The sequence below is a fragment of the Arthrobacter sp. 05N33_2 genome, assembly GCF_056397425.1.
Window position 1 is genome coordinate 1 of the sequence record NZ_JBFTNJ010000004.1, and the last position, 24,364, is coordinate 24,364.

Sequence of the window (24,364 nt, forward strand, 5' to 3'; positions counted from 1 at the left end):
AGTCCGCCCCGTCTGACGGGGCGGACTCCTCCGTGGTTCCGCCGGCCGCGCCTCGGCACCAAATCTGGTCACCCAGCCCGGAGCCCTTGCGGCCCGGGCGATGCTTGCTAGCCTGAGGCTGTGAAGTACGAATCCCTGTGGATCGGAATGCTCCTTGGCGCGGCCCTCGGCTTCGCCATCGGAGTCACCACCGTCGACAAGCCATTCACGGGCCTGCTGATCGGCCTCGGGGTCGGCGCACTCGTGGGCCTGGGCATCCGCAAGGACCCAACGAAGCGGTAGGGAATTTCGCCGCATCTGCTGCCCGCGCGCCCTGAACTGCCGGAACCTGAAATACCGTAGGCTCCCGCGCTCCGAGGTGCCGGGGCAAGAATATCGGGGTCCCTCGCGCCTCACCCCGCAGCCACACCCCCATTCGCTCACCCCTTGACTCCCCGGCCCAACCTTCCCTACACTTTTCATAAAGCAGAATCTTAATTCCACAAAGCGGAAAACAAGCAAGGATCTGCAAGGCAAAGGTGCCCGGGATCCAGCTCCCGCCCACACCGGAAGGAACCCACAATGACGTACACCGTGAACTGCTCCATCCTCCTGACGGAGCTCCCCCTCTGGGAACGCCCGGCCGCCGCGAAGGCCGCCGGTTTTGACGCCGTAGAATTCTGGTGGCCCTTCGAGACCTCCGTCCCCACCGACGTCGAGGTTGCCCGGTTTGAGAACGCCATTACCGACGCCGGCGTTCAGCTGACGGGCCTGAACTTCAACGCGGGCGACATGCCCGGCGGCGACCGCGGCCTGGTCTCCTGGCCCGCGCGCTCCACCGAATTCCAGGACAACATCGACGTCGTCGCCGGCATCGGTGAGCGCCTCGGCTGCAAGGCCTTCAACGCCCTCTACGGCAACCGCATTGACGGCGAATCCGCTGAGCAGCAGGACGCCATTGGCGCCGAAAATCTCGCGACGGCGGCTGCCGGCGTGGCCCGCATCGGCGGTACGGTCCTCCTGGAACCCGTCAGCGGCGCCCCCCGGTACCCCCTGCTCAAGGCGCAGGATGCCCTCGATGTGATCGCCCGGGTCAAGCAGGAATCCGGCGCCGGGAACGTCAAGCTCCTCGCGGACTTCTACCACCTGGCCGTGAACGGTGACGACGTCGCCGCCGTCATCGAAAAGCACGCCAAGGACTTCGGCCACATCCAGATCGCCGACAACCCCGGCCGCGGGGCTCCCGGAACCGGGCAGCTTCCCCTCGGCGAATGGATCGCCCGCAGCCGCGCACTCGGCTACGAGGGCTACATCGGCCTCGAATACAAGGAACCCGCGGAGACCGCATTCAGCTGGGCCATCCGCCAGCGCGTCCCGCAGTAATCCCCACCCGCTCCCTAACCTCGCAAGCTCGGCCAGGGAACCCGGCGGGCGTGGGCCCACCGCCCGCCGTGGCAAAGAAGCACACCCGCGCTACATCGAACACAAAGACTTCAGAAAGAGAACCACAATGAGCAACATCGCAGTCATCGGCCTCGGTATCATGGGACTGCCCATGGCCATCAACCTCGTCAAGGCCGGCCACGCGGTCACGGGCTTCAACCGCAGCCAGGACAAGACCGACAAGCTCGTCTCCGAAGGCGGCAAGGGTGCCGCGAGCATCGCGGAGGCCGTCAGGGACGCCGACGTGGTCATCACCATGGTGCCGGACTCCCCCGACGTCGAAGGCGTGGTCAGCGGTCCCGACGGCGTGTTCGACAACGCCAAGCCGGGCGCCCTGTGGGTTGATGCCAGCAGCATCCGCCCCGACGTCGCCAAACGCCTCGCCGACGACGCCCGGGCCGCCGGGATCCGTCCCCTCGACGCCCCGGTCTCCGGCGGCGAACAAGGCGCCATCGACGCCGCGCTCTCCATCATGGTGGGCGGTGACGCCGCCGACTTCGAGGCGGCACGGGATGTCCTGGCCGCCGTCGGCAAGACCATCGTCCACGTGGGGCCCTCCGGCGCCGGCCAGACCGTCAAGGCAGCCAACCAGCTGATCGTGGCCGTCAACATTGAAGTCCTTGGCGAGGCGATCGCCTTCCTCGAGGCTTACGGCGTGGACACGGACGCCGCCCTCAAGGTCCTCGGCGGCGGCCTGGCCGGCTCCAAGGTCCTGGAGCAGAAGGGCCAGAAAATGCTGGACCGCAACTTCGACCCCGGTTTCCGCCTGGCCCTGCACCACAAGGACCTCGGCATCGTCACCTCCGCGGCCCGCGAGGCCAATGTCGCCGTCCCCCTCGGCGCCATCGTCGCGCAGCTCGTCGCCGCCACCGTCAACCAGGGCGACGGCGGACTGGACCACTCGGGCCTTTTCAAGCAGGTCCTGAAGCTCAGCGGCCGCAACTAAGCGGCGCTGCCGCCCCGTCAAGGGGCACTTCGACACGAACGCACCGGCCGGCGTCGAGATTTACGACGGCGGCCCGCCCTCCCCCCAACAAGAGGTGCCCGCGACGATTCGCCGGGCTTCCCTTCAGCACACCCAAAAACAGACCTTCAAGGAGCACACCATGACGAAGATGCGCACTGTAGACGCAGCCGTCGCCATCCTGGAAAAGGAGGGCGCCACCGAGGCGTTCGGCCTGCCAGGCGCGGCGATCAACCCGTTCTATTCGGCCATGAGGGCCCACGGCGGCATCCGCCACACCCTGGCCCGCCACGTTGAAGGCGCCAGCCACATGGCCGACGGCTACAGCCGGGCCAAGGACGGCAACATCGGCATCTGCATCGGCACCTCGGGCCCCGCGGGCACGGACATGATCACCGGCCTGTACGCGGCGTGGGCCGATTCCATCCCGATGCTCTGCATCACCGGCCAGGCACCCGTGGCCAAGCTGCACAAGGAGGACTTCCAGGCCGTGGACATCGAGTCCATCGCCAAGCCGGTCACCAAGTTGGCCATGACCATCCTTGAACCCGGCCAGGTTCCCGGAGCCTTCCAGAAAGCTTTCCAGCTCATGCGCTCAGGCCGGCCGGGCCCGGTCCTGCTGGACCTGCCGATCGACGTGCAGATGGCCGAGATCGAATTCGATATCGACACCTATGAGCCCCTGCCCGTGGAGAAGCCCAGGGCCAGCCGGAAGCAACTGGAAAAGGCACTCGACATGCTCACCGCAGGCGAGCGCCCGCTGATCGTGGCCGGCGGCGGCATCATCAATGCCGGAGCCTCGGCCCAGCTCGTGGAACTGGCCGAGCTGCTGGGCGTCCCCGTGATCCCCACCCTGATGGGCTGGGGCGCGATCCCGGATGACCACGAACTCATGGCCGGCATGGTGGGCCTGCAGACCAGCCACCGGTACGGCAACGAGAACTTCCTGCGCAGCGACTCCGTGATCGGCATCGGCAACCGCTGGGCCAACCGCCACACCGGCGGCCTGGACACCTACACCGCCGGCCGCACGTTCGTGCACATCGACATCGAGCCGACCCAGATCGGCCGCGTGTTCTCCCCGGACTTCGGCATCGCCTCCGACGCCGGCGCCGCCCTGGATGGGCTGCTGGAGCTGGCCCGGGAACGCCGGGACGCCGGGTCCCTGCCGGACTACACCGCCTGGGTTGACGAATGTTCCGGGCGCAAAGCCACACTGCACCGCAAGACCCACTTCGACAACGTGCCGATCAAGCCGCAGCGCGTGTACGAGGAAATGAACAAAGCATTCGGCAAGGACACCACGTACGTGTCCACCATCGGACTGTCGCAGATCGCCGGCGCCCAGATGCTGCACGTGTTCGGCCCGCGCAAATGGATCAACGCCGGACAGGCAGGCCCGCTGGGCTGGACCGCCCCCGCCGCGCTGGGCGTGGTCCGGGGCAAGCCGGACCAGACCGTGGTTGCCCTCTCCGGCGACTACGACTTCCAGTTCATGATCGAGGAACTGGCCGTGGGCGCGCAATTCAACCTGCCGTACATCCACGTTGTGGTCAACAACTCCTACCTCGGCCTGATCCGGCAGTCCCAGCGCGGCTTCAACATGGAACAGAACGTGTCCCTGGCGTTCGAGAACATCAACTCCACGGATCTCTCTGCAACCGCAAGCGGCTACGGCGTGGACCACATTAAGGTGGCCGAGGGCCTGGGCTGCAAGGCGATCCGGGTGGAAAACCCGGAGGACCTGCCTGCCGCGTTCGACAAGGCCAAGGCGCTCCTGGGCGAGTTCAGGGTTCCGGTGGTGGTGGAAGTCATCCTGGAGAAGATCACGAACATCTCCATGGGCACCGAAATCAACGCCGTCAACGAGTTCGAGGCCCTGGCCGAGACCGCCGAGGACGCCCCCACCGCCATTCTGGCCCTGCAGGCCTGAGATGCGCGTCGTCATAGCGCCGGACAAGTTCAAGGGATCGCTCTCGGCCCCGGACGTCGCCCGGCACCTCGAAGCAGGGCTGCAGAGGGCTTGCGGTGGCAATCTGGAGGTACTGCGGATTCCCGTGGCCGACGGCGGCGAGGGCACCCTCGATGCCGCCGTCGGCTCCGGCTTCGCCCGCCGCAGCGCCGTCGTCAGCGGCCCCACCGGCGCGCCGATCCGGGCGGAGTTCGCGGTCCGCGGACGCGAGGCGGTCATTGAGATGGCCGCCGCGTCCGGCCTCGCCGTCCTGCCCGGCGGCAGGGGCGGCCGCCCTGATTCCGCCTCCGCCAATGGCGCCAGCAGCAAGGGAACCGGCGAACTGATCCGGGCCGCGCTCGACGCCGGGTGCCGGCAGATCATCCTGGGCGTCGGCGGCAGCGCCAACACCGACGGCGGCGCCGGGGTCCTGCAGGGACTCGGTGCCAAGCTCCTCGACGCCGACGGCAACGAGCTTCCGCCCGGCGGTGCGGCCCTGGCCCGGCTGGACTGGATCGACTTCTCCGGCTTCGATTCCCGCCTGGACGGCGCACGCTTCGTACTCGCCAGCGACGTCGACAACCCGTTGCTTGGTGCCCAAGGCGCCGCTGCGATCTTCGGTCCGCAGAAGGGCGCCACCCCCGAGGACGTAGCAGCCCTCGACGCCGCCCTGGCCCGCTTTGTGGACGTGCTCTGCGCCGAAATCGGGCCCCGGGCGCGGAAGGCTGCGGACGCTCCGGGTGCCGGGGCTTCCGGCGGCGTGGGCTACGCAGCCATCGCGGTACTGGCCGCGACCCGCCGGCCCGGCATCGACGTCGTCCTCGAATTCACCGGGCTGGCCGAGCGGCTGGCCGGCGCGGATCTGGTGATCACCGGCGAAGGCAGCCTCGACGAACAGACCCTGCTGGGCAAGACTCCGGTGGGCGTTGCCCGGGCGGCGCGCCGCGCCAAGGTTCCGGTGGTCGCGGTGTGCGGCCGGTCCGTCCTGACCCCGGAGCAGATCAGCAGTTCCGGGTTCCTCGCAGTCCACGCTTTGACGGAGCTGGAAAGCAATGTAGACACATGTATAACCGACGCCGCGGCGCTGCTGGAGCGCCTCGGACGGCAACTCGGCGAGCAATTGGCCAACGTGGCGCACTCCGCGCAGGGCGCCCGCGCCCTGGACAGTGCTCCGGGAAAGGAGACCCTCAGTGTCTGAAGAAACCTACGACGTCGTCTTCCGCGGGCAGCGGGTGCTGACCACCGCCGGCATCGCCGCCCGGGAAGTCGGCATCCGCGGCGGCGTGATTGTCGCGATCGAGCCGCTGGGCAACGGCCTCTCCGGCAGTGAAGTCATTGAACTCGCCGACGACGAGACCCTCCTGCCGGGCCTCGTGGACACCCACGTGCACGTCAATGAGCCCGGCCGGACCGAGTGGGAGGGATTCGCGTCCGCCACCCGGGCGGCAGCGGCCGGCGGCGTCACCACCATCATTGACATGCCGTTGAACAGCATCCCGCCCACCACTACCGTGGAGGCCCTGAAACTCAAGCGGGAGGTGGCCGGGGACCAGGTGTTCGTGGACGTCGGCTTCTGGGGCGGAGCCGTCCCGGGCAACAAGAACGAACTGCGGCCGCTGCACGACGAGGGCGTTTTCGGCTTCAAATGCTTCCTGCTGCACTCCGGCGTGGACGAGTTCCCGCACTTGGAAGCGGACGAAATGGAACAGGACATGGCCGAGCTCAAGTCCTTCGACTCGCTCATGATCGTCCACGCCGAGGACTCCCACGCGATCGACCACGCGCCCCACCCCGGCGGCGACCACTACTCCACGTTCCTGGCCTCCCGCCCGCGCGGGGCCGAGAACAAGGCAGTCGCCGAGGTCATCGAACGGGCCCGCTGGACCGGAGCCCGCGCCCACATCCTGCACCTTTCCTCCTCCGACGCGCTCCCCATGATCGCCACCGCCAAGCGCGACGGCGTTCGCCTCACCGTGGAAACGTGCCCGCACTACCTGACGCTGACGGCCGAGGAAATCCCGAACGGCGCCACAGCCTACAAGTGCTGCCCGCCGATCCGCGAAGCCTCCAACCGCGAACTGCTGTGGGCCGGCCTGCAGGACGGCACCATCGACTGCATCGTCTCGGACCACTCCCCGTCCACCCTGGACCTGAAGGACTTGGAAAACGGTGACTTCGCCGTGGCCTGGGGCGGCGTCTCCTCGCTGCAGTTGGGCCTGTCGCTGATCTGGACCGAGGCCCGGCACCGCGGCATCCCGCTCGAGCAGGTTCTCTCGTGGATGGCGGCAAAGCCGGCCCAACTCGCCGGCCTGGGCAATAAAGGCCAACTGGCGCCGGGATACGACGCCGACCTCGCCGTATTTGCCCCGGACGAGGCTTTCGTTGTGGATGCTTCCAAGCTCAAGCACAAGAACCCCATCACCCCGTATGACGGCAAGGCGCTTTCCGGCGTCGTCCGGCAGACCTACCTCCGCGGCACCCTGATCGACGGCCGGACCCCGGCCGGCAAGCTGATCCGCCGCGGCGGCGTGTGAGCCAGGCGGCCGTGGCCGGCACCCCGCCCGCCGTTCACGGACGGGCCCGGCATAACGGGCAGGCACGGCAGGCCGGCCTCACCGCGAAGGGACTGGCGGTCTGGGTCACGGTGCCGGACGACTCCGACGTTGACCCGGTGTGCCTGGCCCGCGCGGCCGAACTCGTGCTCGGCCGCGCCCTCAGATGTGCCCCGGAGGCGGAAGTCCACTTTAGGCCCGCCGCCGGAGCCGCAACATCCGCCGTCGTCCGGTCCCCCGGAGACGACGGCGCCCCGGCGGGAACAGCAGATCCCGCCGGGGACACCGGCGGGGCGGGCCTGGAGCCCGTCCCCGGCAGCATCAGCCGGCTCGCCGTCGACCTCGCGGCCGGAGACGCCAGGCTGGATGGAGAGCGGGTGCCCCTGACGGATCTGGAGTTCACGCTTCTGAGATGTCTCGTGCAGAACTGCTCCCGCACGGTAAGCCGGCAGGAGCTGCAGCTTTGCCTCGACGCGTTCGACACCCCGGGCGCGGCAACCCGGTCCATCGACGTGTACGTCGGCCGGTTGCGCCGGAAACTCAAGGGCTGCCGGCACGCCGTCGTCACCGTCCGCAGCGGCGGCTACCGCTTCGTCCCCGGTCCGCGGGCGACGGTCCGCGGACCAGCGGAATACAGCATCTGAGCTCCGCTGCCACAACCATCCCGACCCTCGATCGAAGGAACTGCATGCAATCCACCGTCACCACCAAGCTGCACGCCATCACTAAGCTGCACAGCGAAGATCCAGCACCCGGGTTCACGCTGCCAGATGCTGCCGGCCGCCGGATCTCCCTGGCCGATTATCGCGGCAAAGGCGTCATCATCTACTTCTACCCCCGCGCAGCCACTCCCGGGTGCACCACCGAGGCTTGCGACTTCCGAGACAGCCTCGCTGCCCTCCACGGCGCAGGCTTCGAGGTCCTTGGCATCTCACCCGACGCCCGGGAGGCCCTGTCCGCCTTTGCCGCGGAACATGCGCTCACGTTCCCCCTTCTCGCGGACGAAGACCACGCTGTGGCCCTCGCGTACGGCGCCTGGGGCGAGAAGCTGATGGACGGCGAGGTCCGCGAAGGCACGATCCGGTCCACCGTGGTTGTCGGTCCCGATGGCAACGTGGTCTTGGCGCAATACCACGTCAGTCCGCAGGGCCACGTGCGGGCGCTGCGGGAGGAGCTTGGCATCTAGGGGCTCGGACGCCATGCGGGCGGACCCGGACGTGCGCGGGCTGGAAACGGCCTAGAAGAGGGCGCCCGCCACGGCCTGCGTCAGCTGATGGATCACCTCGGTGCGTTCCGGGACGTCGCTCAAGTCCTGGCCCTTGGTGTAGATGACCAGCGCGTATGCGGTGCTGCCTTGCGCGAGGACGGCGGCGTCATGCAGTTCACCGCCCAGGAGCCCGTACTTGTGGAAGACCGTGATCCCCTCCGGAACGGCGGCGGGAATGAGCGTTTCGTAGTTGGTGTCCTGCATATAGGACAACAGCTGGGCGGTGTGGTCTGCCGTCAGGAGCGTCCCGGAATAGACCCCCGCCAGGATCGTCGCCATTTCCGCCGGTGTCAGCGTGTTGATTTCCGGGTCATAGCTCACGCCCAGCGATGCCGCGTACTCCGTCAGCTCCTCGTGGCCCGCGGCGTCCATGATCAGCGACCACGAGTCATTGTCGCTCTGCTGGATCATCTCCCGGAGCTGGAATCCGGCGGTGTAGCTCCCCAAAGGGTCATCGAGGCTGGCCGCCCCGGTTTCGACCAAGTGGTAGTAGGCCGCCGCGGCCAGGACTTTGGCTGTGCTCGCGGCCACGAATTTCTCCCGGACACCGTATTCGTGGACGTCCGCGGTACCGGCGCCCTGGGAGAGGCCGACCAGCGCCACGCCGATCTGGTACTGGCTGTTGGCAGCGAGAATGGCCTGGATGCGCGCGTCCAGGGCAGCGTCCACCGCGCTCGACGCCGGGACCGCCGGATTGAGACTGGCTGACGGCGAAGCACCGGCCTCAGCCGTCGTCGCGGCAGACGGCGCGGCCGACGTCGTCGTGGGATTCGCCGCCGTCAAGCGGGCTTGCGCAAAGGAATAGATGCCTGCGGCCAGGACGACCGCGAGCACTGCTGCACAGACCGCACCCATCAAGGCCCGTGGCCGGACGGTCACTCGACGCGCCCGCGGCCGGAAGTGCGCCCGAATCCAAATCGTCGCTGCTGTGGATTTCGCTGTTCCATAATGACTTCAATCTAGCTACGGCAGCTATGCCGGAGCTATGAAAAAGCTGTCGGCCCCAAGCCTGCCAAAGCCGCCCCGGACGGGTCCTTGCCAGACCCAGGCGGCGGAATACAGCCTCGATCCACGATGTTGTGCATCACAGACCCGTTGTCCACCCCCGAAGGATCATCATGAGCGCAAACATGACCGTCAAGCTTCAGCCGGGCACCCCGGCCCCGGATTTCACCCTGCCTGACGCCGAAGGCAAGCCGGTTGCCCTGGCCGACTACCGCGGCAAGAACGTCATTGTGTACTTCTACCCGCAGGCGGCAACCCCCGGCTGCACCACCGAGGCGTGCGATTTCCGCGACAACCTCGCGTCCCTGCAGGGCTCCGGCTACGAGGTCCTGGGCATCTCCCCCGATGCCCCCGAGGCCCTGGCCCATTTCACCGGCGACTTCGCCCTGACCTTCCCGCTCCTGGCCGACGAGGACCACGCCGTGGCCCTCGCCTACGGCGCGTGGGGCGAGAAGCTGGTCCACGGCGAGGTCACGGAGGGCATCGTCCGCTCCACCGTGGTGCTGGACCCCGAGGGCAAGGTCAAACTGGCGCAGTACCAGGTCAAGGCCCAGGGCCACGTGGCGTCGCTGAAGGAAGCACTGGGCGTCTAACGCTGCACCGCTCCCGCGGCGCTCCCGCGGCGTTCTCGCGGCGTTCTCGCGGCGGATTCGGACCACCGCGGCGGAATCGGACAGATGCAGCACGGATCCGCGGCGCGCGGTTCCCATAGCTGCGCGCCGGTCCGAAGCCGCAGCGGAGTAGTTTTCCACATCCGCCCCGCAGGTGGTTGTCCGGCCCCGCAGCGCGGGCCACCATCGGGGCATGGACCTACCCCGACTGATTCTCAGCAGCGACCTCGCGCGCCTCGGCCAGGACGCGCGGGGCCTTGCACGGCAGGCGAAAGCCGGGCAGCTCCGGCGCATCAGGCAGGGAGTGTACGTCCGGGAACAGGAGTGGGAGGCGCTGCCGCCGTGGGACAGGAATCGGGTCCTCATCCGGGCGGCTGCTTCCACATTGCGGAGCCGGACCGTCTTCTGCCGCCAGTCCTCCGCTGTGCTGTGGGACATGCCGGTTCTGGGCCACAGCCATCTGGTGCATGCCTGCACGTCCGACGGCGGCGGCGGGCGCTCGCGCGCCGGGGTCCGCCGGCATCTGGTCGATTTGGGCTCGGTGCAGATCGAGGAACGTCACGGGCTCCTGGTCACAGACCGTGTCCGGACAGCACTGGACCTGGCCGCCTTCGAATCGTTTGAGCAGGGCGTCGCAGTATTCGACCATGTCCTGGGGCCGCGGCCTGGCAACCTGGCACCGCTCAGCCGCGGGGAACTCGACGCCGGCATTGGCGGCAACTACACGGCAGCCGCGGCCCGGCGGATCCGGACCGCCCTGCAGTTTGCTGATCCTGCATCCGGCTCCCCTGGAGAATCGGTGAGCCGCGCTCTGATGTACCGGCTCGGCTTCCGGATCCCGCTCCTCCAGGTCGAAATTCGTGATGCCCGGGGGCTAGTGGCGTTCACTGACTTTGACTGGCCCGATGATCAGCTTTGCGGAGAGTTCGACGGCCTCGTGAAGTACCGCAAGGCGGAGTATCTCCAGGGCCGGACGCCAGCAGAGGCCCTCACCGACGAGAAACGCCGGGAGGACCGGATTCGTGCCACCGGCCGCCGGGTGATCCGTTGGACGTGGTCGGAGCTGGCCAATCCCGGAACATTCGGCACATTTCTGGCGGCGGCTGGCGTTCCCCGGCGGCCGCTCCCGTCCTGCCGGCGCTGATCCCGCCACGTTCCCGGGAATTCGCTACGAAATCGGACCCGTGCAGCGCGGATCCCCGGCGCGCCCGTCCGAAACCGCAGCCCCTGTCCGAAAACGCCGCGAAAACGGGCCCGGGACGCCAGCCGGCTACACCTTGGTCCCCGCCACCACGGTGGCGGTGGACCGGAGCCGGATCGCGCCGCCGTGCTCGTAGCGGCCCAGCAGAGCGAACACATCCGAACGGATCAGGGCCCGCGACTCCGCGTCCGCCTTGGCCAGGCCCATCGCCACGGTGGTCGCGATGTCGGTCATGAACTCCCAGTAGCTCTCCGGGGATTCGTGCACCAGGTCGGTGCTGACCTGGTGCTCGGCCACCTCGGCGAGCCCGGCCTCCTTGAACATCCGGGTCATGAACCCAGTGGGTGCGCAGCGGAACAGCCCGGGAGTCCCGGCGGGCGGAATGGGCAGTTCCCGGTGCCGGGCAATTGTGCCCAGGATCAGGCTGGCCCAGGGGTTTGCCGCCGCGCGTCCCCAGACGACGGCGCCCACCCGGGTGCCCGGCCTCGCGGTGCGCGCCATCTCTGCCATGGCCGCGGACATCACCGGGAAGAACATCAAGCCGAAGTGGCTGTACACGGCGTCGAATGTGTTGTTGCGGAACGGCAGGGCGGCCGAATCGCACACTTGAAAGTCCAGGTTGTTCAGGCGCCGGGCCGATGCCTTCTCCTCGGCCACCCGGAGCATTCCGGCCGAAATGTCAGTCAGGACCACACGGCCTTCCGGCACCTGCGCGGCCACGTTCAGGCCGGGCTCCCCCGTGCCTGCCGCGACGTCCAGCACCACTGAGTCGGGGCGGAGCCGGAGCTCCTGGCGGAGGGCGTCGCCGAACGGGGCCTGCCAGCCGAGCAGTTCCGCGTCCCATTTCTTCCAGCCCGCCGAGAACTCATCCCAGAGCAAGCGCTGCTCCTCACGAACACGGTCGGCTGAGGCTAACATGGCGGATCCTTAGCTCGTCTGTACCTAGCCCTAGTCTGCTCTGGGATGCGGTCCGCGGCAATGAGTCGAAGGGCAGTAGGCTTAACGGCATGTCTCCCCACGAAACCCCCGGCACAGCAGGCAACGACCCCCAGCGGGAACCGGCACAGGGCAACGTTCAGGGCGGCGTTCCGGAGCGCCGCGAGGTCACCGTCCGCCGGGCCCCGAAATATGTGCCCTTCCTGATCCTGGGCGGGCTCCTGGGCGTGGCCGTCGCGGCCATCATCGCCTTCGCCCTGCCCGGTGACCCGAGCTTCGACCGTTCCTCGGTCTTCGGCTTCTTCATGGTCCTCTGCGCGGCCGGCGGCGTCATCGTGGGTGCCGCGATCGCCCTGGTCCTGGACCGGCGGAGCGTCCGCCGCGCCGAGCACGCCGTCGTCGAATCCGCACCGGACGCCGACGACGACGAGGGCCGCGACGGGAACCTCCGCTGAAGGGCGTCAGGTCATAAACCGGCCGCCGGAAAAGTCTTAGCGCACATCGTGAGATAATCGACCAGTGGCACGCGGCGATGGAAAACTTTCTCATGATCTTCTCCCAGGCGAAAAAGGCCCTCAGGACGCATGCGGCGTCTTTGGGGTCTGGGCACCCGGTGAAGAAGTAGCAAAACTCACCTACTACGGGCTGTATGCACTGCAGCACCGCGGTCAGGAGTCGGCTGGCATAGCAACCAGCGACGGCAAGCGGATCAACGTCTACAAGGACATGGGCCTCGTTTCCCAGGTCTTCGACGAGACCACGCTGAACACCCTGACCGGGCACCTGGCCGTCGGCCACTGCCGCTATTCCACTACCGGTGCGAGCCACTGGGCCAACGCCCAGCCCACCCTGGGCGCGACGTCCACGGGCACCGTGGCCCTGGCCCACAACGGCAACCTGACCAACACGGCCGAGCTCAAGGCGATGATCGAGGACCGCAACGGCGGAAACCTCAGCGGCGAGATGAAGCAGGGCAACACGTCCGACACCGCGCTGGTGACCGCGCTCCTGGAGGGCGAAGAGGGCAAGTCCCTGGAGCAGACGGCCATGGAGCTGCTGCCCATGGTCAAGGGCGGTTTCTGCTTCGTCTTCATGGATGAGGGCACCCTCTACGCGGCCCGCGACACCTACGGGATCCGCCCGCTGTGCCTGGGCCGGCTTGAACGCGGCTGGGTGGTTGCCTCCGAGCAGTCCGCCCTCGCCACCGTCGGCGCCAGCTTCATCCGCGAAATCGAACCCGGCGAATTCATCGCGATCGACGAGGACGGCGTCCGCTCGCAGCGCTTCGCCGAGGCGACGCCGGCCGGCTGCGTTTTCGAATACGTCTACCTCGCGCGCCCGGACGCCTCCATTGCGGGCCGCTCGGTGTACGAATCCCGCGTCGAAATGGGCCGCCAGCTGGCCCGCGAAAACACCCAGGAAGCGGACATCGTCATTCCCGTGCCGGAATCCGGCACCCCCGCGGCGGTCGGCTACGCCGAAGAGTCCGGCATCCCCTTCGCGCACGGCTTCGTCAAGAACTCCTACGTGGGCCGCACGTTCATCCAGCCCTCGCAGACGCTGCGCCAGCTCGGCATCCGGCTCAAGCTCAACGCCCTCGAATCCGTGATCCGCGGCAAGCGTGTCGTGGTGGTGGACGACTCGATCGTCCGCGGCAACACCCAGCGCGCCATCGTGCGGATGCTCCGGGAGGCGGGCGCCGCAAGCGTCCACATCAAGATTTCCTCCCCGCCGGTCAAGTGGCCCTGCTTCTACGGCATCGACTTCGCCTCCCGGGCGGAACTGATCGCCAACGGCGCCACCATCGACGAGATCACCCAGGCCATCGGCGCCGACTCGCTCGCCTACATTTCCGAAGACGGCATGATCGACGCCACCCGCCAGCCGCGCGAGCGTCTCTGCACCGCCTGCTTCACCGGCAAGTACCCGATTGAGCTGCCCGGCGCGGACAAGCTCGGCAAGAACCTGCTCGAGCGCACCGACCTCGGCGGCCTCCCGACCGCCGCCGGCGCGGCTGATTCCGCCGCGGCGCCCTCCGGTGCGGCGTCCGACGCCGAACCCGGCACCTCCATCGCCGACGATCCGGCCGAGAAGGCCGGCGCCACCGGCTGCGATCCGGGGCCGGACTCCGAATTCGAAGAACTGCTCACCGATGCCGACCGCGTCACCACAGCCGACAAGAAAGAGCCAGTATGACTTCCGCCTCCCCGGCCGCTGACATGAACGCCGCCCAGAACGCCGGCATCACCTACGCCTCCGCCGGCGTCGACGTCGAAGCGGGAGACCGCGCCGTCGAACTCATGAAGGACGCCGTCAAGGCCACCCACAACGCCTCGGTGATCGGCGGCGTCGGCGGGTTCGCTGGCCTCTACGACGTCTCCCGGCTGCTTACCTACAGGCGCCCGCTGCTGGCCACCTCCACCGACGGCGTCGGCACCAAAGTGGCAATCGCTCAGGCCATGGACATCCACGACACCATCGGCTACGACCTCGTCGGCATGGTGGTGGACGACATCGTCGTCGTGGGCGCCGAGCCGCTGTACATGACCGACTACATCGCCTGCGGCAAGGTGGTCCCGGAGCGCATCGCCGACATCGTCCGCGGCATCGCGGCCGCCTGCTCGGTCGCCGGCACCGCCCTGGTGGGCGGCGAAACCGCCGAACACCCCGGCCTGCTCGGGGAACACGAGTACGACGTCGCCGGTGCCGCCACCGGCGTTGTCGAGGCCGACCAGCTGCTCGGCCCGGACCGCGTCCGCGCCGGCGACGTGGTGATCGGCATGGCCTCCTCCGGCCTGCACTCCAACGGCTACTCGCTGGTCCGCCGCGTCATCAACCACGCCGGCTGGGCCCTGGACCGCCAGGTCTCCGAGCTAGGCCGCACCCTGGGCGAGGAGCTCCTCGAGCCCACCCGCGTGTACGCCGCGGACTGCCTGGACCTCGCCCGCACCTTCCCGGTGAACGGCTCCGCGGGCGGCAAGGCCGTCCACGGCTTCAGCCACGTGACCGGCGGCGGCCTCGCAGCCAACCTCGCCCGCGTCCTCCCGCAGGGCTTGCTGGCCACCGTCGACCGCTCCACCTGGGAGCTCCCGGCCATCTTCAAGCTGGTTTCCGAGCTCGGCAACGTCCCGCTGGCCGACCTCGAGCGCACCCTGAACCTGGGCGTGGGCATGGTGGCCATTGTTTCGCCGGAAGCGGCCGACGCGGCCGTGAACCGGCTCAACGACCGTGGCCTGCCGTCCTGGATCATGGGCACCGTCGAGCAGAACTCGGATGCGGTCCTCAAGACCGGCCCGGATTACGTCCAGGGCGCCAAGGGCGTCGACGGCGGCGCCGTCCGGCTGGTCAACGCCTACGCCTAAACGGGCCCGACCCACGTCGAGTGCTCCTCAGCCGTTTTGAGGTCTCAAAACGGCAGCCGGGCCCACGCCGGCAGGGTTCCCTGGCCGAGCTTGCGAGGCGAGGGAGCCGGTGGGGAGCACTCGATCCGTTTAAGCCGCGGTCCTAAACCTCCAGCAGGCTGAAGACGCCGCCCTGCGGATCCTTGAGGGTGGCGATGGTTCCGGCTTCCTCGACCTCGTCCGGTTCGATCAGCACGACGCCGCCGGCGGCCACCGCAGCCTGCACCGCCGCTGCGACGTCGGAGACGCCGAAGTAGACCTGCCACCCCGGCTCGAGGGTGTCCTGCGCGTCGCCGGGAACCCGGGCGATGCCGGCCACCTCGGCGCCGCCCACCATGAGCGTGGTGTAGGTGCCGCCGTCGTCCTGGGGGTATTCGGTGACGTCGTGCCCGAAGAGCTGTTGGAAGAAGCCGACGGCGGCCTGCGGTTCCGGCGTGAGCAGTTCAGCCCAGGCCAAGGTGCCCGCCTCCTGGCTCCGGCCGGCTCCGATGTGGCTGCCGGCCTGCCAGGCCCCGGTGGTTCCGCCGCCGGGCGGGGCGAAGAAGACCATGACGCCGGTGTCACCGATCTCCTCGGGGCCGAATTCAAGGTGCCCGGGGGAATGCGCCAGTTCGGCGGCCAGGTCCCGGGCGTCGTCGACCGCGAAATACACGTTCCACCGGCCCGGTTCGGCCGCGGCTTCCTGCCGGGCGTTCTGCGGAGCGAGCACGGTAACCAGGTCGTCGCCCAGGAAGGCTTTCGCGTAGCTGCGTCCGTCGGGAGTGGGCAGGTCTTCGTACCGCCAGCCGAAAACCTCCGTGTAAAAGACCTTCGCTGTCTCCACGTCGGGGGTCTGGAGGTCTGTCCAGCAGAGCTCGCCCTCGGCGAATCCTTTGCGCATGGTCATGGCAGTCCTTCCGGGGCATCGGTGTGGCGTCCGGGAAAATCCGGCACGAACAACGTAGCCCGGCGCCCCGCTGGTGACAACTGCGCCGGCTCATCCGCGGCGCAGCGCGGGCCAGCCGGCCGGCCCGGATACGGAAGGCTGCGGGCACAAGAAAGGCCGCCGGCCACGCCTGTTACAGGTGTGGCCGGCGGCCCGAAAATCTTTGGCTGGCACCGCGGTGCCGGATGGATCCCCCGGAGAGAACTGCCGGAAGGAAACGTCGACTAACCTATGCGACGGGAATCAACCTCGTCGTCGTCGTCTTCCACATCGTCCGCGTACTTATCCACATACGCTGAATAATCCGGTTCAACCGGGTCATCCGCGAAGTGGCTCGTGGCACGACTTCCCGGGCCCGTGAGCTCGCGCTGGAGGGCCGAATAGTCAGTGTTCGGGGAGTAGTACTTGATGTCCCGAGCCTGCTTGGTAGCTTTTGCCTTTTGACGGCCGCGCCCCATGGCGTGACCCCCTTTTGTACTTGGACCGGAGGTGGTCACCTTTTGGCGATAGGTGAGGCCCCGGAATGTTTGGTCAATTTGTCGTACACCTAGATTACATGCTTTCGGCGCCAACTGCTCGCCGGCCCGCCCCCTGTGGACAGTGTGGCGCCTCCCGCAACGGTGGCCGGAGCCACCGGCGCATGCGCGGTGCCGCGCATCTTCGATAGAGTTTCGTGATGTGCGCCCAGAAAAGGGCCGCTACGCCGGGCTTCCAGCCCCGGCAAAGACGCACGGAAGTGGTGAATTTCTCAGTGACCGAAGAGAATCCAAGGAACGACGCCGGGGCCATCCCGCCGCCGCCCTCGAGGCCGCCGACGTCCGCCCTGCCCGTCATTACAGCCGACCGTGCGCGGCCCACGAATCCTGCGGCGGCACCCGCAGCGGCGAAACCCGCGCGCCCGGCCCTTGCCGGCACCGCGTTCGCCGGCGCCAGGAAAGCGCTCTCACGCACCAAGAAGGCTCTCTCACGGCGGGCACGCCCCCTGGTCCGCCGGATCCGCCGGCAGGGGCCAAAGCGGCTCGGCGCGGCCGCGGCCGTCCTGGTGGTGCTTGCGCTTCTGGTCTGGTGGGCTGTGGCCGCATTTGCCGGCAGCGGCCAGGCCTCCGCGGAAAACGACAGCCCGGCCCCCGCCGCTTCGTCGGCGTCCGCCCCCGCCAGCCGCGGGGCGTTGCCGCTGGAGGGCGTCAGCCCCCTGGACTTCCAGCTGCGGGACTGCTTCAAGGACTTCGACCCGGATGCGCAACAGTCCACCGTCGTGGATTGCGCCACCGGCCACTCGGCGCAGCTGGTCGCCGTGGAAAAATACGGGCCAGATGACTCGTACCCCGGCCGGGACCAGCTCAAGCAGAAGGCACGCGATGCCTGCAAGGCGGCTCCGCTCACGGCAAAGGCCGGCGACTACGACCTGAGCTACAAGCTGGCCTACCCGAGCCCGCGCAGCTGGGAGATGGGCGACCGGCGGGTCGACTGCTACGCCGCGACGAACGGCGGAAACGTCATCAAGGAGTCCCTGCTGCCCTAGGCTTGCCCGGCGGCGCCTACTCCTTGCGCCGGACCGAGAGCCCGGTGCCCGTGGCCGCGCCGCCGCTGGTCAGCTCCCCGTCCCCCAGCCCGCCCATGGTGAGTTCCATCAGGTCCGGCGCGGTGTCCACCAGGACGGTGTCGCCGTCGGCGATTTCGCCGGCCAGGATGGCCTTTGCCAGCCGGTCGCCGATCTCGCGCTGCACCAGGCGGCGCAGCGGCCGCGCGCCGTACGCGGGATCGAAGCCGGATACGGCCAGCCAGGCGCGGGCACCCTCGGTAACTTCGAGGTTCAGCCGGCGGCCCTTGAGCCGCTCGCCCAGCTCCTTGACCTGCAGTTCCACGATCCGGGAGAGCTCCTCCACGCTCAGCGGATCGAACAGCACCACTTCATCGAGCCGGTTGAGGAACTCCGGCTTGAAGGAGGCGTTCACCGTGGCCATGACGGCGTTCTTCTTGGCCGCGGCGTCGAGGTTGGGGTCCACGAGGAACTGGCTGCCCAGGTTCGAGGTGAGCACCAAGATCACGTTGCGGAAGTCCACGGTGCGGCCCTGCCCGTCGGTGAGCCGGCCGTCGTCGAGCACCTGCAGGAGGATGTCGAAGACCTCCGGGTGGGCCTTTTCCACTTCGTCGAGCAGCAGCACGGAGTACGGGCGCCGCCGCACGGCCTCGGTAAGCTGGCCGCCCTCCTCATAGCCGACGTACCCGGGAGGCGCCCCGACGAGCCGGGCCACGGAGTGCTTCTCCGAATATTCGGACATGTCGATCCGCACCATCGCGCGCTCGTCGTCGAACAGGAAGTCCGCGAGGGACTTGGCGAGTTCGGTCTTGCCGACGCCGGTGGGGCCGAGGAACAGGAACGAGCCGGTGGGCCGGTTGGGGTCGCTGATCCCGGCGCGGGCGCGGCGCACGGCGTCGGAAACCGCGGCGACGGCCTGCTTCTGGCCGATCAGCCGCTCGCCCAGCACGTGCTCCATGTTCAGCAGCTTCTGGCTCTCGCCCTGGAGCATGCGCCCCGCGGGGATGCCGGTCCAGGCCGAAATCACCTCGGCGATGTCGTCGGCCGTGACCTCGTCGGCCACCATCTGCCCGGACTTGTCCGGCACGGCCGCCTCGGCCTCGGCGGCGGCGTTCAGTTCCCGTTCCAGGGCGGGGATCTCGCCGTAGAGGATCCTGGACGCCGTCTCCAGGTCCCCCTCGCGCTGGGCCTTGTCCGCGGCGGAGCGGAGCTCGTCAAGCTTGGCCCGCAGGTCGCCCACCCGGTTCAGGCCCGCCTTCTCGGCCTCCCACCGGGCGTTCAGGCCCGCGAGTTCCTCCTTCTTGTCCGCCATGTCCGCCCGCAGGGCCGCGAGCCGTTCCACCGATGCGGGATCGGTCTCGCCGGCCAGGGCCAGTTCCTCCATGGTCAGGCGGTCCACCTGGCGGCGCAGCTGGTCGATCTCCTCCGGGGCCGAATCGATTTCCATGCGCAGCCGGGACGCGGCCTCGTCCACGAGGTCGATCGCCTTGTCCGGCAGCTGCCGGCCGGAGATATACCGGTTGGAGAGCGTCGCGGCCGCCACGAGGGCGGAATCGGAGATGGAGACCTTGTGGTGGGCCTCGTAGCGTTCCTTGAGGCCGCGCAGAATGCCGATGGTGTCCTCCACGCTGGGCTCGCCCACGTAGACCTGCTGGAACCGGCGCTCCAAGGCGGGGTCCTTTTCGATGTTCTCGCGGTACTCGTCCAGCGTGGTCGCACCGATGAGGCGCAACTCACCGCGGGCCAGCATCGGCTTGAGCATGTTGCCGGCATCCATGGAGCTGTCCCCGGTGGCGCCGGCACCCACCACCGTGTGGAGTTCGTCGATGAACGTGACGATCTGCCCCTCAGAGTTCTTGATTTCCTCCAGGACAGCCTTGAGCCGCTCCTCGAATTCGCCGCGGTATTTCGCCCCGGCCACCATCGAGGCGAGGTCCAGGGCGATCAGCGTCTTGCCGCGCAGGCTTTCGGGCACGTCGCCTTCCACGATCCGCTGGGCGAGACCCTCGACGACGGCGGTCTTGCCGACGCCGGGCTCGCCGATGATGACGGGGTTGTTCTTGGTGCGGCGGCTCAGGACCTGGATGATCCGCCGGATCTCGGCATCACGGCCAATCACAGGGTCCAGCTTGCCCGAGCGGGCGACCGCAGTGAGGTCCGTGCCGTACTTCTCCAGCGCCTGGAACGAGTTTTCCGGGTCCGCGTTGTCCACTTTGCGGTCGCCGCGGACGCCCGGGAGGGCGGCCAGCAGTGCCTCGTGGGAGGCTCCGGCCTCGCGCAGGAGCTTCCCGACGCCGTCGCTCCCGGCGGCAAGGCCCAGCAGCAGGTGTTCGGTGGAAACAAAGGCGTCCCCGAGCCGCTCGGCTTCGTTCTGGGCATTCTTGATCGCCTGCAGCCCTGCCCGGGACAACTGCGCCTGCTGCACGCTGCTCCCGGAGGTCGACGGAAGGGCCTTGATGGCGGTGCTCGCCTGGACACTGACGGCGTCCGGGTCGGCGCCGGTGGCGCGGAGCAGCGCGACGGCGACGCCCTCCCGCTGGTCCATGAGGGCCTTGAGCAAGTGAGCGGGCTCGACCTGCGGGTTGCCCGCGGTCGAGGCGTTCATGGCGGCCGCAGCGAGGGCCTCCTGGCTCTTGGTGGTGAATTTGGCGTCCAACGAGGGCTCCTTCCGGAAAGGTTCTGATATCAAACTTGAGTCTACATCGCTCAACTTTGATAAGAGGGGGGCTGGCTCCATGTTTGCCGACAGCGAAACGCCTGTCTAGGGCCGACCACCCGCGGCCACCGTGCGCCCCGCGGCCGCCCCCCCCCTGCCGCGCACCCCGCCCGAGGGCCATGCCCCCCCTGGGCACCCCGCCGCTGGACATGCCCTCCCCCGCGCCCGAAGAGTGGCCATAGTGCCACTATGCCCAGCGCCCGGGCCCACGGCTGGACATGTCCCCCCGGCCCGGGCGCCAACAATGGGCATATCCGGCAGCCGTCGGCCCGGGCGCGAACAATGAGCATGTCCGTCAGCAGTCTGCCTGCACGGCCCGCGTGAATGACTTAACGTTGCTTAACGATCGGCGGGCTCCTTACTGTAACTGGGGTCACAGCAAAACGAACCGACGCGAAGGAGGGCCGGACATGCACGAACACGCCGTAAGCGCCACCGTCGACGGCCCCGTTCCGCCGGTTTCGGCCGCTGCCGTGGCCCGCGCCGCAGGGGTTTCCTCGGCTGCGGTTTCCTACGTCCTCAACGGCAAGGGCGGCGTCTCGCCCGAGACCCGACGCCACATCATCCACGTGGCGAACGAGCTCGGCTTCAGGCCCCGTAAGCCGTCGCAGTCAACCGACCCGCAGCGGACCCGGGTCATCGGGCTGATCCTGCCGAACATCATCAATCCGATGTTTCCGCGCTGGGCGCAGGGCGTCATTACGGCCGCGGCGGAGTCCGGCTACGAAGTGTTCGTCGCCACCACCCAGGACGATCCGGAGGTGCTCGCCCAGGTCACCTCGACGCTCGCGCACCGCAACGTCGATGGCATCATCCTGGCCGCCTCGCTCCGGGACGACGCCACCGCGCTCCGCACGCTGAGGGCGGCCCGCATCCCCTACGTGTGCCTGTCCCGCCGGGCGGACTTCCTCGACTCGGATTTCGTCGGGATCGACGACGACGCCGCAGCCACCACGCTGATGCAGCACATGCTCAGCCACGGCTTCACCGAAATCGCCACCGTGATCGGCCCCCGGTTCTCAACGGCCTCCCTGGCCCGCGAACAGGCGTTTGTCCGCACAGCCGCCGCGGCGGGCATCACGATCAGCGGCGACCGGAAGATCAGCACCAGGGTGAACAACGAGGGCGGCCGGCTGGCGGCGGAGCGGCTCTTCTCGGCCGGAACGCCGCCGCAGGCCGTGGTCTGCGGCAGCGACGAGCTTGCCATCGGCGTCATGGAATACGCGTTGTCGCGCGGCCTGCGCATCCCGGACGACGTCGCCGTCGCCGGCTGTGACGGGCTGCCGCACAGCCGCTCCGGGCTGATCAACCTGACCAGCATTGTCCAACCGCAGCAGGAAATGGCCAACGAGGCGTTCGCCATGCTGCTCAAACGCATCGATTCCCCGTCCGCCACCTATACCTCGAAAGTGTGCCGGCACCGCCTGCACGTCGGGCGGACGTGCGGCTGCACGCCTCCTGACAGCTGAGGCCGCGCTACACGCGGGCCGGCCCGTCCGCGGCCAGCCCTACCCATTCCCGCGACCCTGACGAACCACGCGCCGCGCGCACTGCCGCGGCCGTCTGCCTCCCGTTTGCCCTTTCCGCATGCCCGCCCTGACCACCTATCCCGCCCACGAGCCAAGGACCCCGACCCATGTCAGTTGTATCCGCAACAAAGAAGATGCGCACGCCACAGGAAATCAACGGCGTGATCTTACGCCGCGTCATGCCGCTGCTGATCGGCGCCTACATCATGGCCTTCCTGGACCGCACCAACATCGGTATGGCCAAGGACCGGCTGGAGATCGACCTCGGCATCTCGGCCACCGCGTACGGCATCGGCGCCGGGCTGTTCTTCCTGACCTACGCCTTGTCCGAAATCCCGTCCAACCTGATCATGCACAAGGTCGGCGCCCGCTTCTGGATCATGCGGATCATGATCACCTGGGGCATCATCTCCGCCGGCATGGCCTTCGTCCAGGGCGAATGGTCCTTCTACATCATGCGGATGCTGCTCGGCGTGGCCGAGGCCGGACTCTTCCCGGGCGTCATGTACTTCCTGACGCAGTGGTTCGTGGTCAAGGACCGCGCCAAGGCCAACGGAATGTTCCTGCTCGGCGTCTCCATCGCCAACATTGTCGGGGCCCCGCTGGGCGGGCTGCTGCTGACCTTTGATGGGCTCGGCGGCCTGCACGGCTGGCAGTGGATGTTCCTCGTCGAAGGACTCCCGGCCTGCGTCCTCGCCTACGTCGTCTGGAAGAAGCTCCCGGACCGCCCCAGCATGGCGACGTTCCTCACCGCCGAGGAAGCCGCCGATCTCGAGGCCCGCATCGCCGCCGAGGAGACCGCCGGCGCCGCGGCCTCCGGCAACCACCTGCTCCGCGATGTCCTGAAGGACAAGCAGATCCTCCTCGTTGTCGGCGTCTACTTCACCCACCAGATCGCCGTCTACGCCCTGTCCTACTTCCTGCCCTCCATCATCGGCACGTACGGCAAGCTCAGCCCGCTGCAGATCGGCCTGCTGACGGCCATCCCGTGGATCTTCTCCGCGGCGGGCGCCCTGCTGGTCCCCCGCTTCGCCACCGACGGCCGCCGCTCCCGGATGCTGGTCACCGGCACCATGACCGGCATCGTCGCCGGCTTCGCCCTCGGCGCCGTCGGCGGGCCGCTGCTGGGCATGATCGGCTTCTGCCTCGCCGCCTTCAATTTCTTCGCCCTGCAGCCGATTCTCTTCACCTACCCGGCCACCCGGCTCAGCGGCGCCGCCCTCGCCGGCGGCATCGCCTTCGTCAACACCATCGGCCTCTGCGGCGGCTTCCTGGGCCCCTACGTCATGGGCTTCATGCAGGACGCCACCGGCTCCAAGCTCTCCGGCCTGTGGTTCATCGTGGGCATGTGCGTCATCGGCGCGCTGCTGTCCCTGCTGCTCAAGCGCGGCACGGAGAAGCCCGCGATTGTTCCGGCCGCCCACTGACGCACTGCTCCCACCGCCCGTTCCGGATGCGCCCCGCCGCGCGTTCGGAGCGGGTCCGCAAGCCATCTCACTGCAAGGACTACTCATGGATTTCACCGCCAAGCGCATTCTCGTCACCGCCGGAGCGAACGGCATCGGCCTGGCCATCGCCAGCAAGTTCCGGGAACTCGGCGCCACCGTCTTCGTCACCGACATCGACCCCGACGCCGTCGACAAGGCCCGCGTCAACGGGCTCCTCGCCGCGGTCAGCGACGTCTCGGACGAGGGCCAGGTCCGCGAACTCATGGACACCGTCCGGGACGAAATGGGCGGCCTCGACGTCCTCGTCAACAACGCCGGCATCGCCGGTCCCACCGGGCCCCTGGAATCCCTCGACGCCGCGGCGTGGAAGGCAACCTTCGACGTCAACATCCATGGCCAGTTCTTCTGCATCAAGCATGCCCTGCCCCTGCTGCGCGAGGGCAGCGGCGCCTCTATCGTGAACCTGTCCTCGGCCGCCGGGCGGCTGGGCATGGCCGGCCGCAGCGCCTATTCGGCGTCGAAGTGGGCCGTCGTCGGGCTGACCAAAACTCTCGCGATCGAACTTGGCCCGGACGGCATCCGCGTCAACGCCATCTGCCCCGGCGCCGTCAACGGCCCACGCATCGACTCCGTCATCGCCGCCAAGGCCCGGATGCTCGAGCTGCCGGCGGACGAGGTGTCCGCCCTGTACCACAACCAGTCCTCGCTGGGCCGGCTGATCGAGGCCGAGGACATCGCCAACATGGCCGCCTTCGCTGCCAGCGACATGGCCCGCAACGTCAACGGCCAGGCACTCGCCGTGGACGGCAACACCGAAAAGCTCTACTGACCTGAACTGAACTGCCTGGGGAGCCGGTCCGCCCCAGGCCGCCGCCCACCCCGCACCCACGCTGCCC

General features: G+C 68.4%; 22 protein-coding genes. 17 read left to right on the plus strand and 5 right to left on the minus strand.

Features of this window, described 5'->3' with window-relative positions; genetic code table 11:
- Positions 1–120 precede the first annotated feature (120 nt).
- From AC1DHX_RS04365 to AC1DHX_RS04400, 8 genes are all read left to right on the plus strand, one after another.
- Positions 121–282 carry a glycine zipper domain-containing protein gene (locus AC1DHX_RS04365; RefSeq protein WP_162159054.1) on the plus strand — a complete coding sequence of 54 codons (162 nt, stop codon included), beginning with the start codon at positions 121–123 and terminating at the stop codon, positions 280–282.
- A gap of 279 nt (positions 283–561) precedes the next feature.
- Entirely contained in the window at positions 562–1,362 is an 801-nt protein-coding gene (locus AC1DHX_RS04370) for a hydroxypyruvate isomerase family protein (protein WP_476860188.1), read from the plus strand.
- 94 nt (positions 1,363–1,456) lie between these two features.
- Positions 1,457–2,368 (plus strand): 2-hydroxy-3-oxopropionate reductase, encoded by a 912-nt coding sequence (locus AC1DHX_RS04375; RefSeq protein WP_290370298.1) that lies wholly within the window; start codon positions 1,457–1,459, stop codon positions 2,366–2,368.
- Positions 2,369–2,528: 160 nt separating this feature from the next.
- Positions 2,529–4,319, plus strand: a complete 1,791-nt coding sequence (gene gcl, locus AC1DHX_RS04380) for a glyoxylate carboligase (RefSeq protein ID WP_476856967.1) — start codon at positions 2,529–2,531, stop codon at positions 4,317–4,319.
- Position 4,320: 1 nt separating this feature from the next.
- Entirely contained in the window at positions 4,321–5,535 is a 1,215-nt protein-coding gene (locus AC1DHX_RS04385; protein ID WP_476860189.1) for a glycerate kinase, read from the plus strand.
- Positions 5,528–6,871: an allantoinase AllB gene (gene allB, locus AC1DHX_RS04390; RefSeq protein ID WP_476860190.1), complete on the plus strand. Its 1,344-nt coding sequence runs from the start codon at positions 5,528–5,530 to the stop codon at positions 6,869–6,871. The genes AC1DHX_RS04385 and allB overlap by 8 nt, the downstream gene beginning before the upstream one ends.
- Positions 6,868–7,533 carry a winged helix-turn-helix domain-containing protein gene (locus AC1DHX_RS04395; RefSeq protein WP_476899880.1) on the plus strand — a complete coding sequence of 222 codons (666 nt, stop codon included), beginning with the start codon at positions 6,868–6,870 and terminating at the stop codon, positions 7,531–7,533. Before allB ends, AC1DHX_RS04395 begins: the two co-directional genes overlap by 4 nt.
- A gap of 44 nt (positions 7,534–7,577) precedes the next feature.
- Positions 7,578–8,075 carry a peroxiredoxin gene (locus tag AC1DHX_RS04400; RefSeq protein WP_476860192.1) on the plus strand — a complete coding sequence of 166 codons (498 nt, stop codon included), beginning with the start codon at positions 7,578–7,580 and terminating at the stop codon, positions 8,073–8,075.
- Between the two features lie 51 nt (positions 8,076–8,126).
- On the opposite strand, the gene AC1DHX_RS04405 is transcribed toward AC1DHX_RS04400, so the two are convergent.
- Positions 8,127–9,035: a serine hydrolase gene (locus AC1DHX_RS04405; protein ID WP_476860193.1), complete on the minus strand. Its 909-nt coding sequence runs from the start codon at positions 9,033–9,035 to the stop codon at positions 8,127–8,129.
- Positions 9,036–9,274: 239 nt separating this feature from the next.
- Here AC1DHX_RS04405 and bcp point away from each other — a divergent pair, with 239 nt between their 5' ends.
- Complete coding sequence (gene bcp / locus AC1DHX_RS04410) at positions 9,275–9,754, plus strand: thioredoxin-dependent thiol peroxidase (RefSeq protein WP_028275479.1); 480 nt, start codon at positions 9,275–9,277, stop codon at positions 9,752–9,754.
- Positions 9,755–9,965: 211 nt separating this feature from the next.
- On the plus strand, positions 9,966–10,916 hold the full coding sequence (locus AC1DHX_RS04415; RefSeq protein WP_476860194.1) for a hypothetical protein: 951 nt from the start codon (positions 9,966–9,968) through the stop codon (positions 10,914–10,916).
- A 126-nt stretch (positions 10,917–11,042) separates the two neighbouring features.
- Here AC1DHX_RS04415 and AC1DHX_RS04420 read toward each other — a convergent pair whose 3' ends face one another.
- On the minus strand, positions 11,043–11,891 hold the full coding sequence (locus AC1DHX_RS04420; protein ID WP_476860195.1) for a class I SAM-dependent methyltransferase: 849 nt from the start codon (positions 11,889–11,891) through the stop codon (positions 11,043–11,045).
- An 89-nt stretch (positions 11,892–11,980) separates the two neighbouring features.
- On the opposite strand from AC1DHX_RS04420, the gene AC1DHX_RS04425 reads away from it, so the two are divergent.
- The 3 genes from AC1DHX_RS04425 (at position 11,981) to purM (ending at position 15,271) form a co-directional block, all read left to right on the plus strand.
- Complete coding sequence (locus AC1DHX_RS04425; protein WP_476856974.1) at positions 11,981–12,364, plus strand: hypothetical protein; 384 nt, start codon at positions 11,981–11,983, stop codon at positions 12,362–12,364.
- A 64-nt stretch (positions 12,365–12,428) separates the two neighbouring features.
- Positions 12,429–14,105: an amidophosphoribosyltransferase gene (gene purF / locus AC1DHX_RS04430; protein WP_476860196.1), complete on the plus strand. Its 1,677-nt coding sequence runs from the start codon at positions 12,429–12,431 to the stop codon at positions 14,103–14,105.
- Positions 14,102–15,271 carry a phosphoribosylformylglycinamidine cyclo-ligase gene (gene purM, locus AC1DHX_RS04435; RefSeq protein WP_223913416.1) on the plus strand — a complete coding sequence of 390 codons (1,170 nt, stop codon included), beginning with the start codon at positions 14,102–14,104 and terminating at the stop codon, positions 15,269–15,271. The genes purF and purM overlap by 4 nt, the downstream gene beginning before the upstream one ends.
- Positions 15,272–15,413: 142 nt before the next feature.
- Here the strand turns inward: purM and AC1DHX_RS04440 are convergent, their stop codons facing one another.
- Both AC1DHX_RS04440 and AC1DHX_RS04445 read right to left on the minus strand, forming a co-directional pair.
- Positions 15,414–16,196 (minus strand): VOC family protein, encoded by a 783-nt coding sequence (locus AC1DHX_RS04440; protein WP_230009603.1) that lies wholly within the window; start codon positions 16,194–16,196, stop codon positions 15,414–15,416.
- 263 nt (positions 16,197–16,459) lie between these two features.
- On the minus strand, positions 16,460–16,693 hold the full coding sequence (locus AC1DHX_RS04445; protein ID WP_018774150.1) for a DUF3073 domain-containing protein: 234 nt from the start codon (positions 16,691–16,693) through the stop codon (positions 16,460–16,462).
- 293 nt (positions 16,694–16,986) lie between these two features.
- Here AC1DHX_RS04445 and AC1DHX_RS04450 point away from each other — a divergent pair, with 293 nt between their 5' ends.
- Complete coding sequence (locus tag AC1DHX_RS04450) at positions 16,987–17,757, plus strand: septum formation family protein (protein ID WP_476856978.1); 771 nt, start codon at positions 16,987–16,989, stop codon at positions 17,755–17,757.
- A gap of 16 nt (positions 17,758–17,773) precedes the next feature.
- On the opposite strand, the gene clpB is transcribed toward AC1DHX_RS04450, so the two are convergent.
- A complete protein-coding gene (clpB, locus tag AC1DHX_RS04455) occupies positions 17,774–20,431 on the minus strand; it encodes an ATP-dependent chaperone ClpB (protein ID WP_476860197.1) in 2,658 nt (885 codons plus the stop codon).
- Between the two features lie 470 nt (positions 20,432–20,901).
- Between clpB and AC1DHX_RS04460 the strand changes: the two genes are divergently transcribed.
- The 3 genes from AC1DHX_RS04460 to AC1DHX_RS04470 all read left to right on the plus strand — a co-directional run bounded on the left by AC1DHX_RS04460 (position 20,902) and on the right by AC1DHX_RS04470 (position 24,297).
- Positions 20,902–21,960 carry a LacI family DNA-binding transcriptional regulator gene (locus tag AC1DHX_RS04460; protein ID WP_230008957.1) on the plus strand — a complete coding sequence of 353 codons (1,059 nt, stop codon included), beginning with the start codon at positions 20,902–20,904 and terminating at the stop codon, positions 21,958–21,960.
- Between the two features lie 167 nt (positions 21,961–22,127).
- Positions 22,128–23,447 carry an MFS transporter gene (locus AC1DHX_RS04465; RefSeq protein WP_476849780.1) on the plus strand — a complete coding sequence of 440 codons (1,320 nt, stop codon included), beginning with the start codon at positions 22,128–22,130 and terminating at the stop codon, positions 23,445–23,447.
- Between the two features lie 85 nt (positions 23,448–23,532).
- Entirely contained in the window at positions 23,533–24,297 is a 765-nt protein-coding gene (locus AC1DHX_RS04470; RefSeq protein ID WP_476860198.1) for an SDR family oxidoreductase, read from the plus strand.
- Positions 24,298–24,364 lie beyond the last annotated feature (67 nt).

Bases quoted from the DNA above. Each gene is read 5' to 3' on its own strand.
- AC1DHX_RS04370 (WP_476860188.1), top strand. From the start codon at position 562: ATGACGTACACCGTGAACTGCTCCATCCTCCTGACGGAGCTCCCCCTC.
- gcl (WP_476856967.1), top strand. From the start codon at position 2,529: ATGACGAAGATGCGCACTGTAGACGCAGCCGTCGCCATCCTGGAAAAG.
- AC1DHX_RS04385 (WP_476860189.1), top strand. From the start codon at position 4,321: ATGCGCGTCGTCATAGCGCCGGACAAGTTCAAGGGATCGCTCTCGGCC.
- AC1DHX_RS04400 (WP_476860192.1), top strand. From the start codon at position 7,578: ATGCAATCCACCGTCACCACCAAGCTGCACGCCATCACTAAGCTGCAC.
- bcp (WP_028275479.1), top strand. From the start codon at position 9,275: ATGAGCGCAAACATGACCGTCAAGCTTCAGCCGGGCACCCCGGCCCCG.
- AC1DHX_RS04415 (WP_476860194.1), top strand. From the start codon at position 9,966: ATGGACCTACCCCGACTGATTCTCAGCAGCGACCTCGCGCGCCTCGGC.
- AC1DHX_RS04420 (WP_476860195.1), bottom strand. From the start codon at position 11,891: ATGTTAGCCTCAGCCGACCGTGTTCGTGAGGAGCAGCGCTTGCTCTGG.
- AC1DHX_RS04425 (WP_476856974.1), top strand. From the start codon at position 11,981: ATGTCTCCCCACGAAACCCCCGGCACAGCAGGCAACGACCCCCAGCGG.
- purM (WP_223913416.1), top strand. From the start codon at position 14,102: ATGACTTCCGCCTCCCCGGCCGCTGACATGAACGCCGCCCAGAACGCC.
- AC1DHX_RS04440 (WP_230009603.1), bottom strand. From the start codon at position 16,196: ATGACCATGCGCAAAGGATTCGCCGAGGGCGAGCTCTGCTGGACAGAC.
- AC1DHX_RS04445 (WP_018774150.1), bottom strand. From the start codon at position 16,693: ATGGGGCGCGGCCGTCAAAAGGCAAAAGCTACCAAGCAGGCTCGGGAC.
- AC1DHX_RS04460 (WP_230008957.1), top strand. From the start codon at position 20,902: ATGCACGAACACGCCGTAAGCGCCACCGTCGACGGCCCCGTTCCGCCG.
- AC1DHX_RS04465 (WP_476849780.1), top strand. From the start codon at position 22,128: ATGTCAGTTGTATCCGCAACAAAGAAGATGCGCACGCCACAGGAAATC.
- AC1DHX_RS04470 (WP_476860198.1), top strand. From the start codon at position 23,533: ATGGATTTCACCGCCAAGCGCATTCTCGTCACCGCCGGAGCGAACGGC.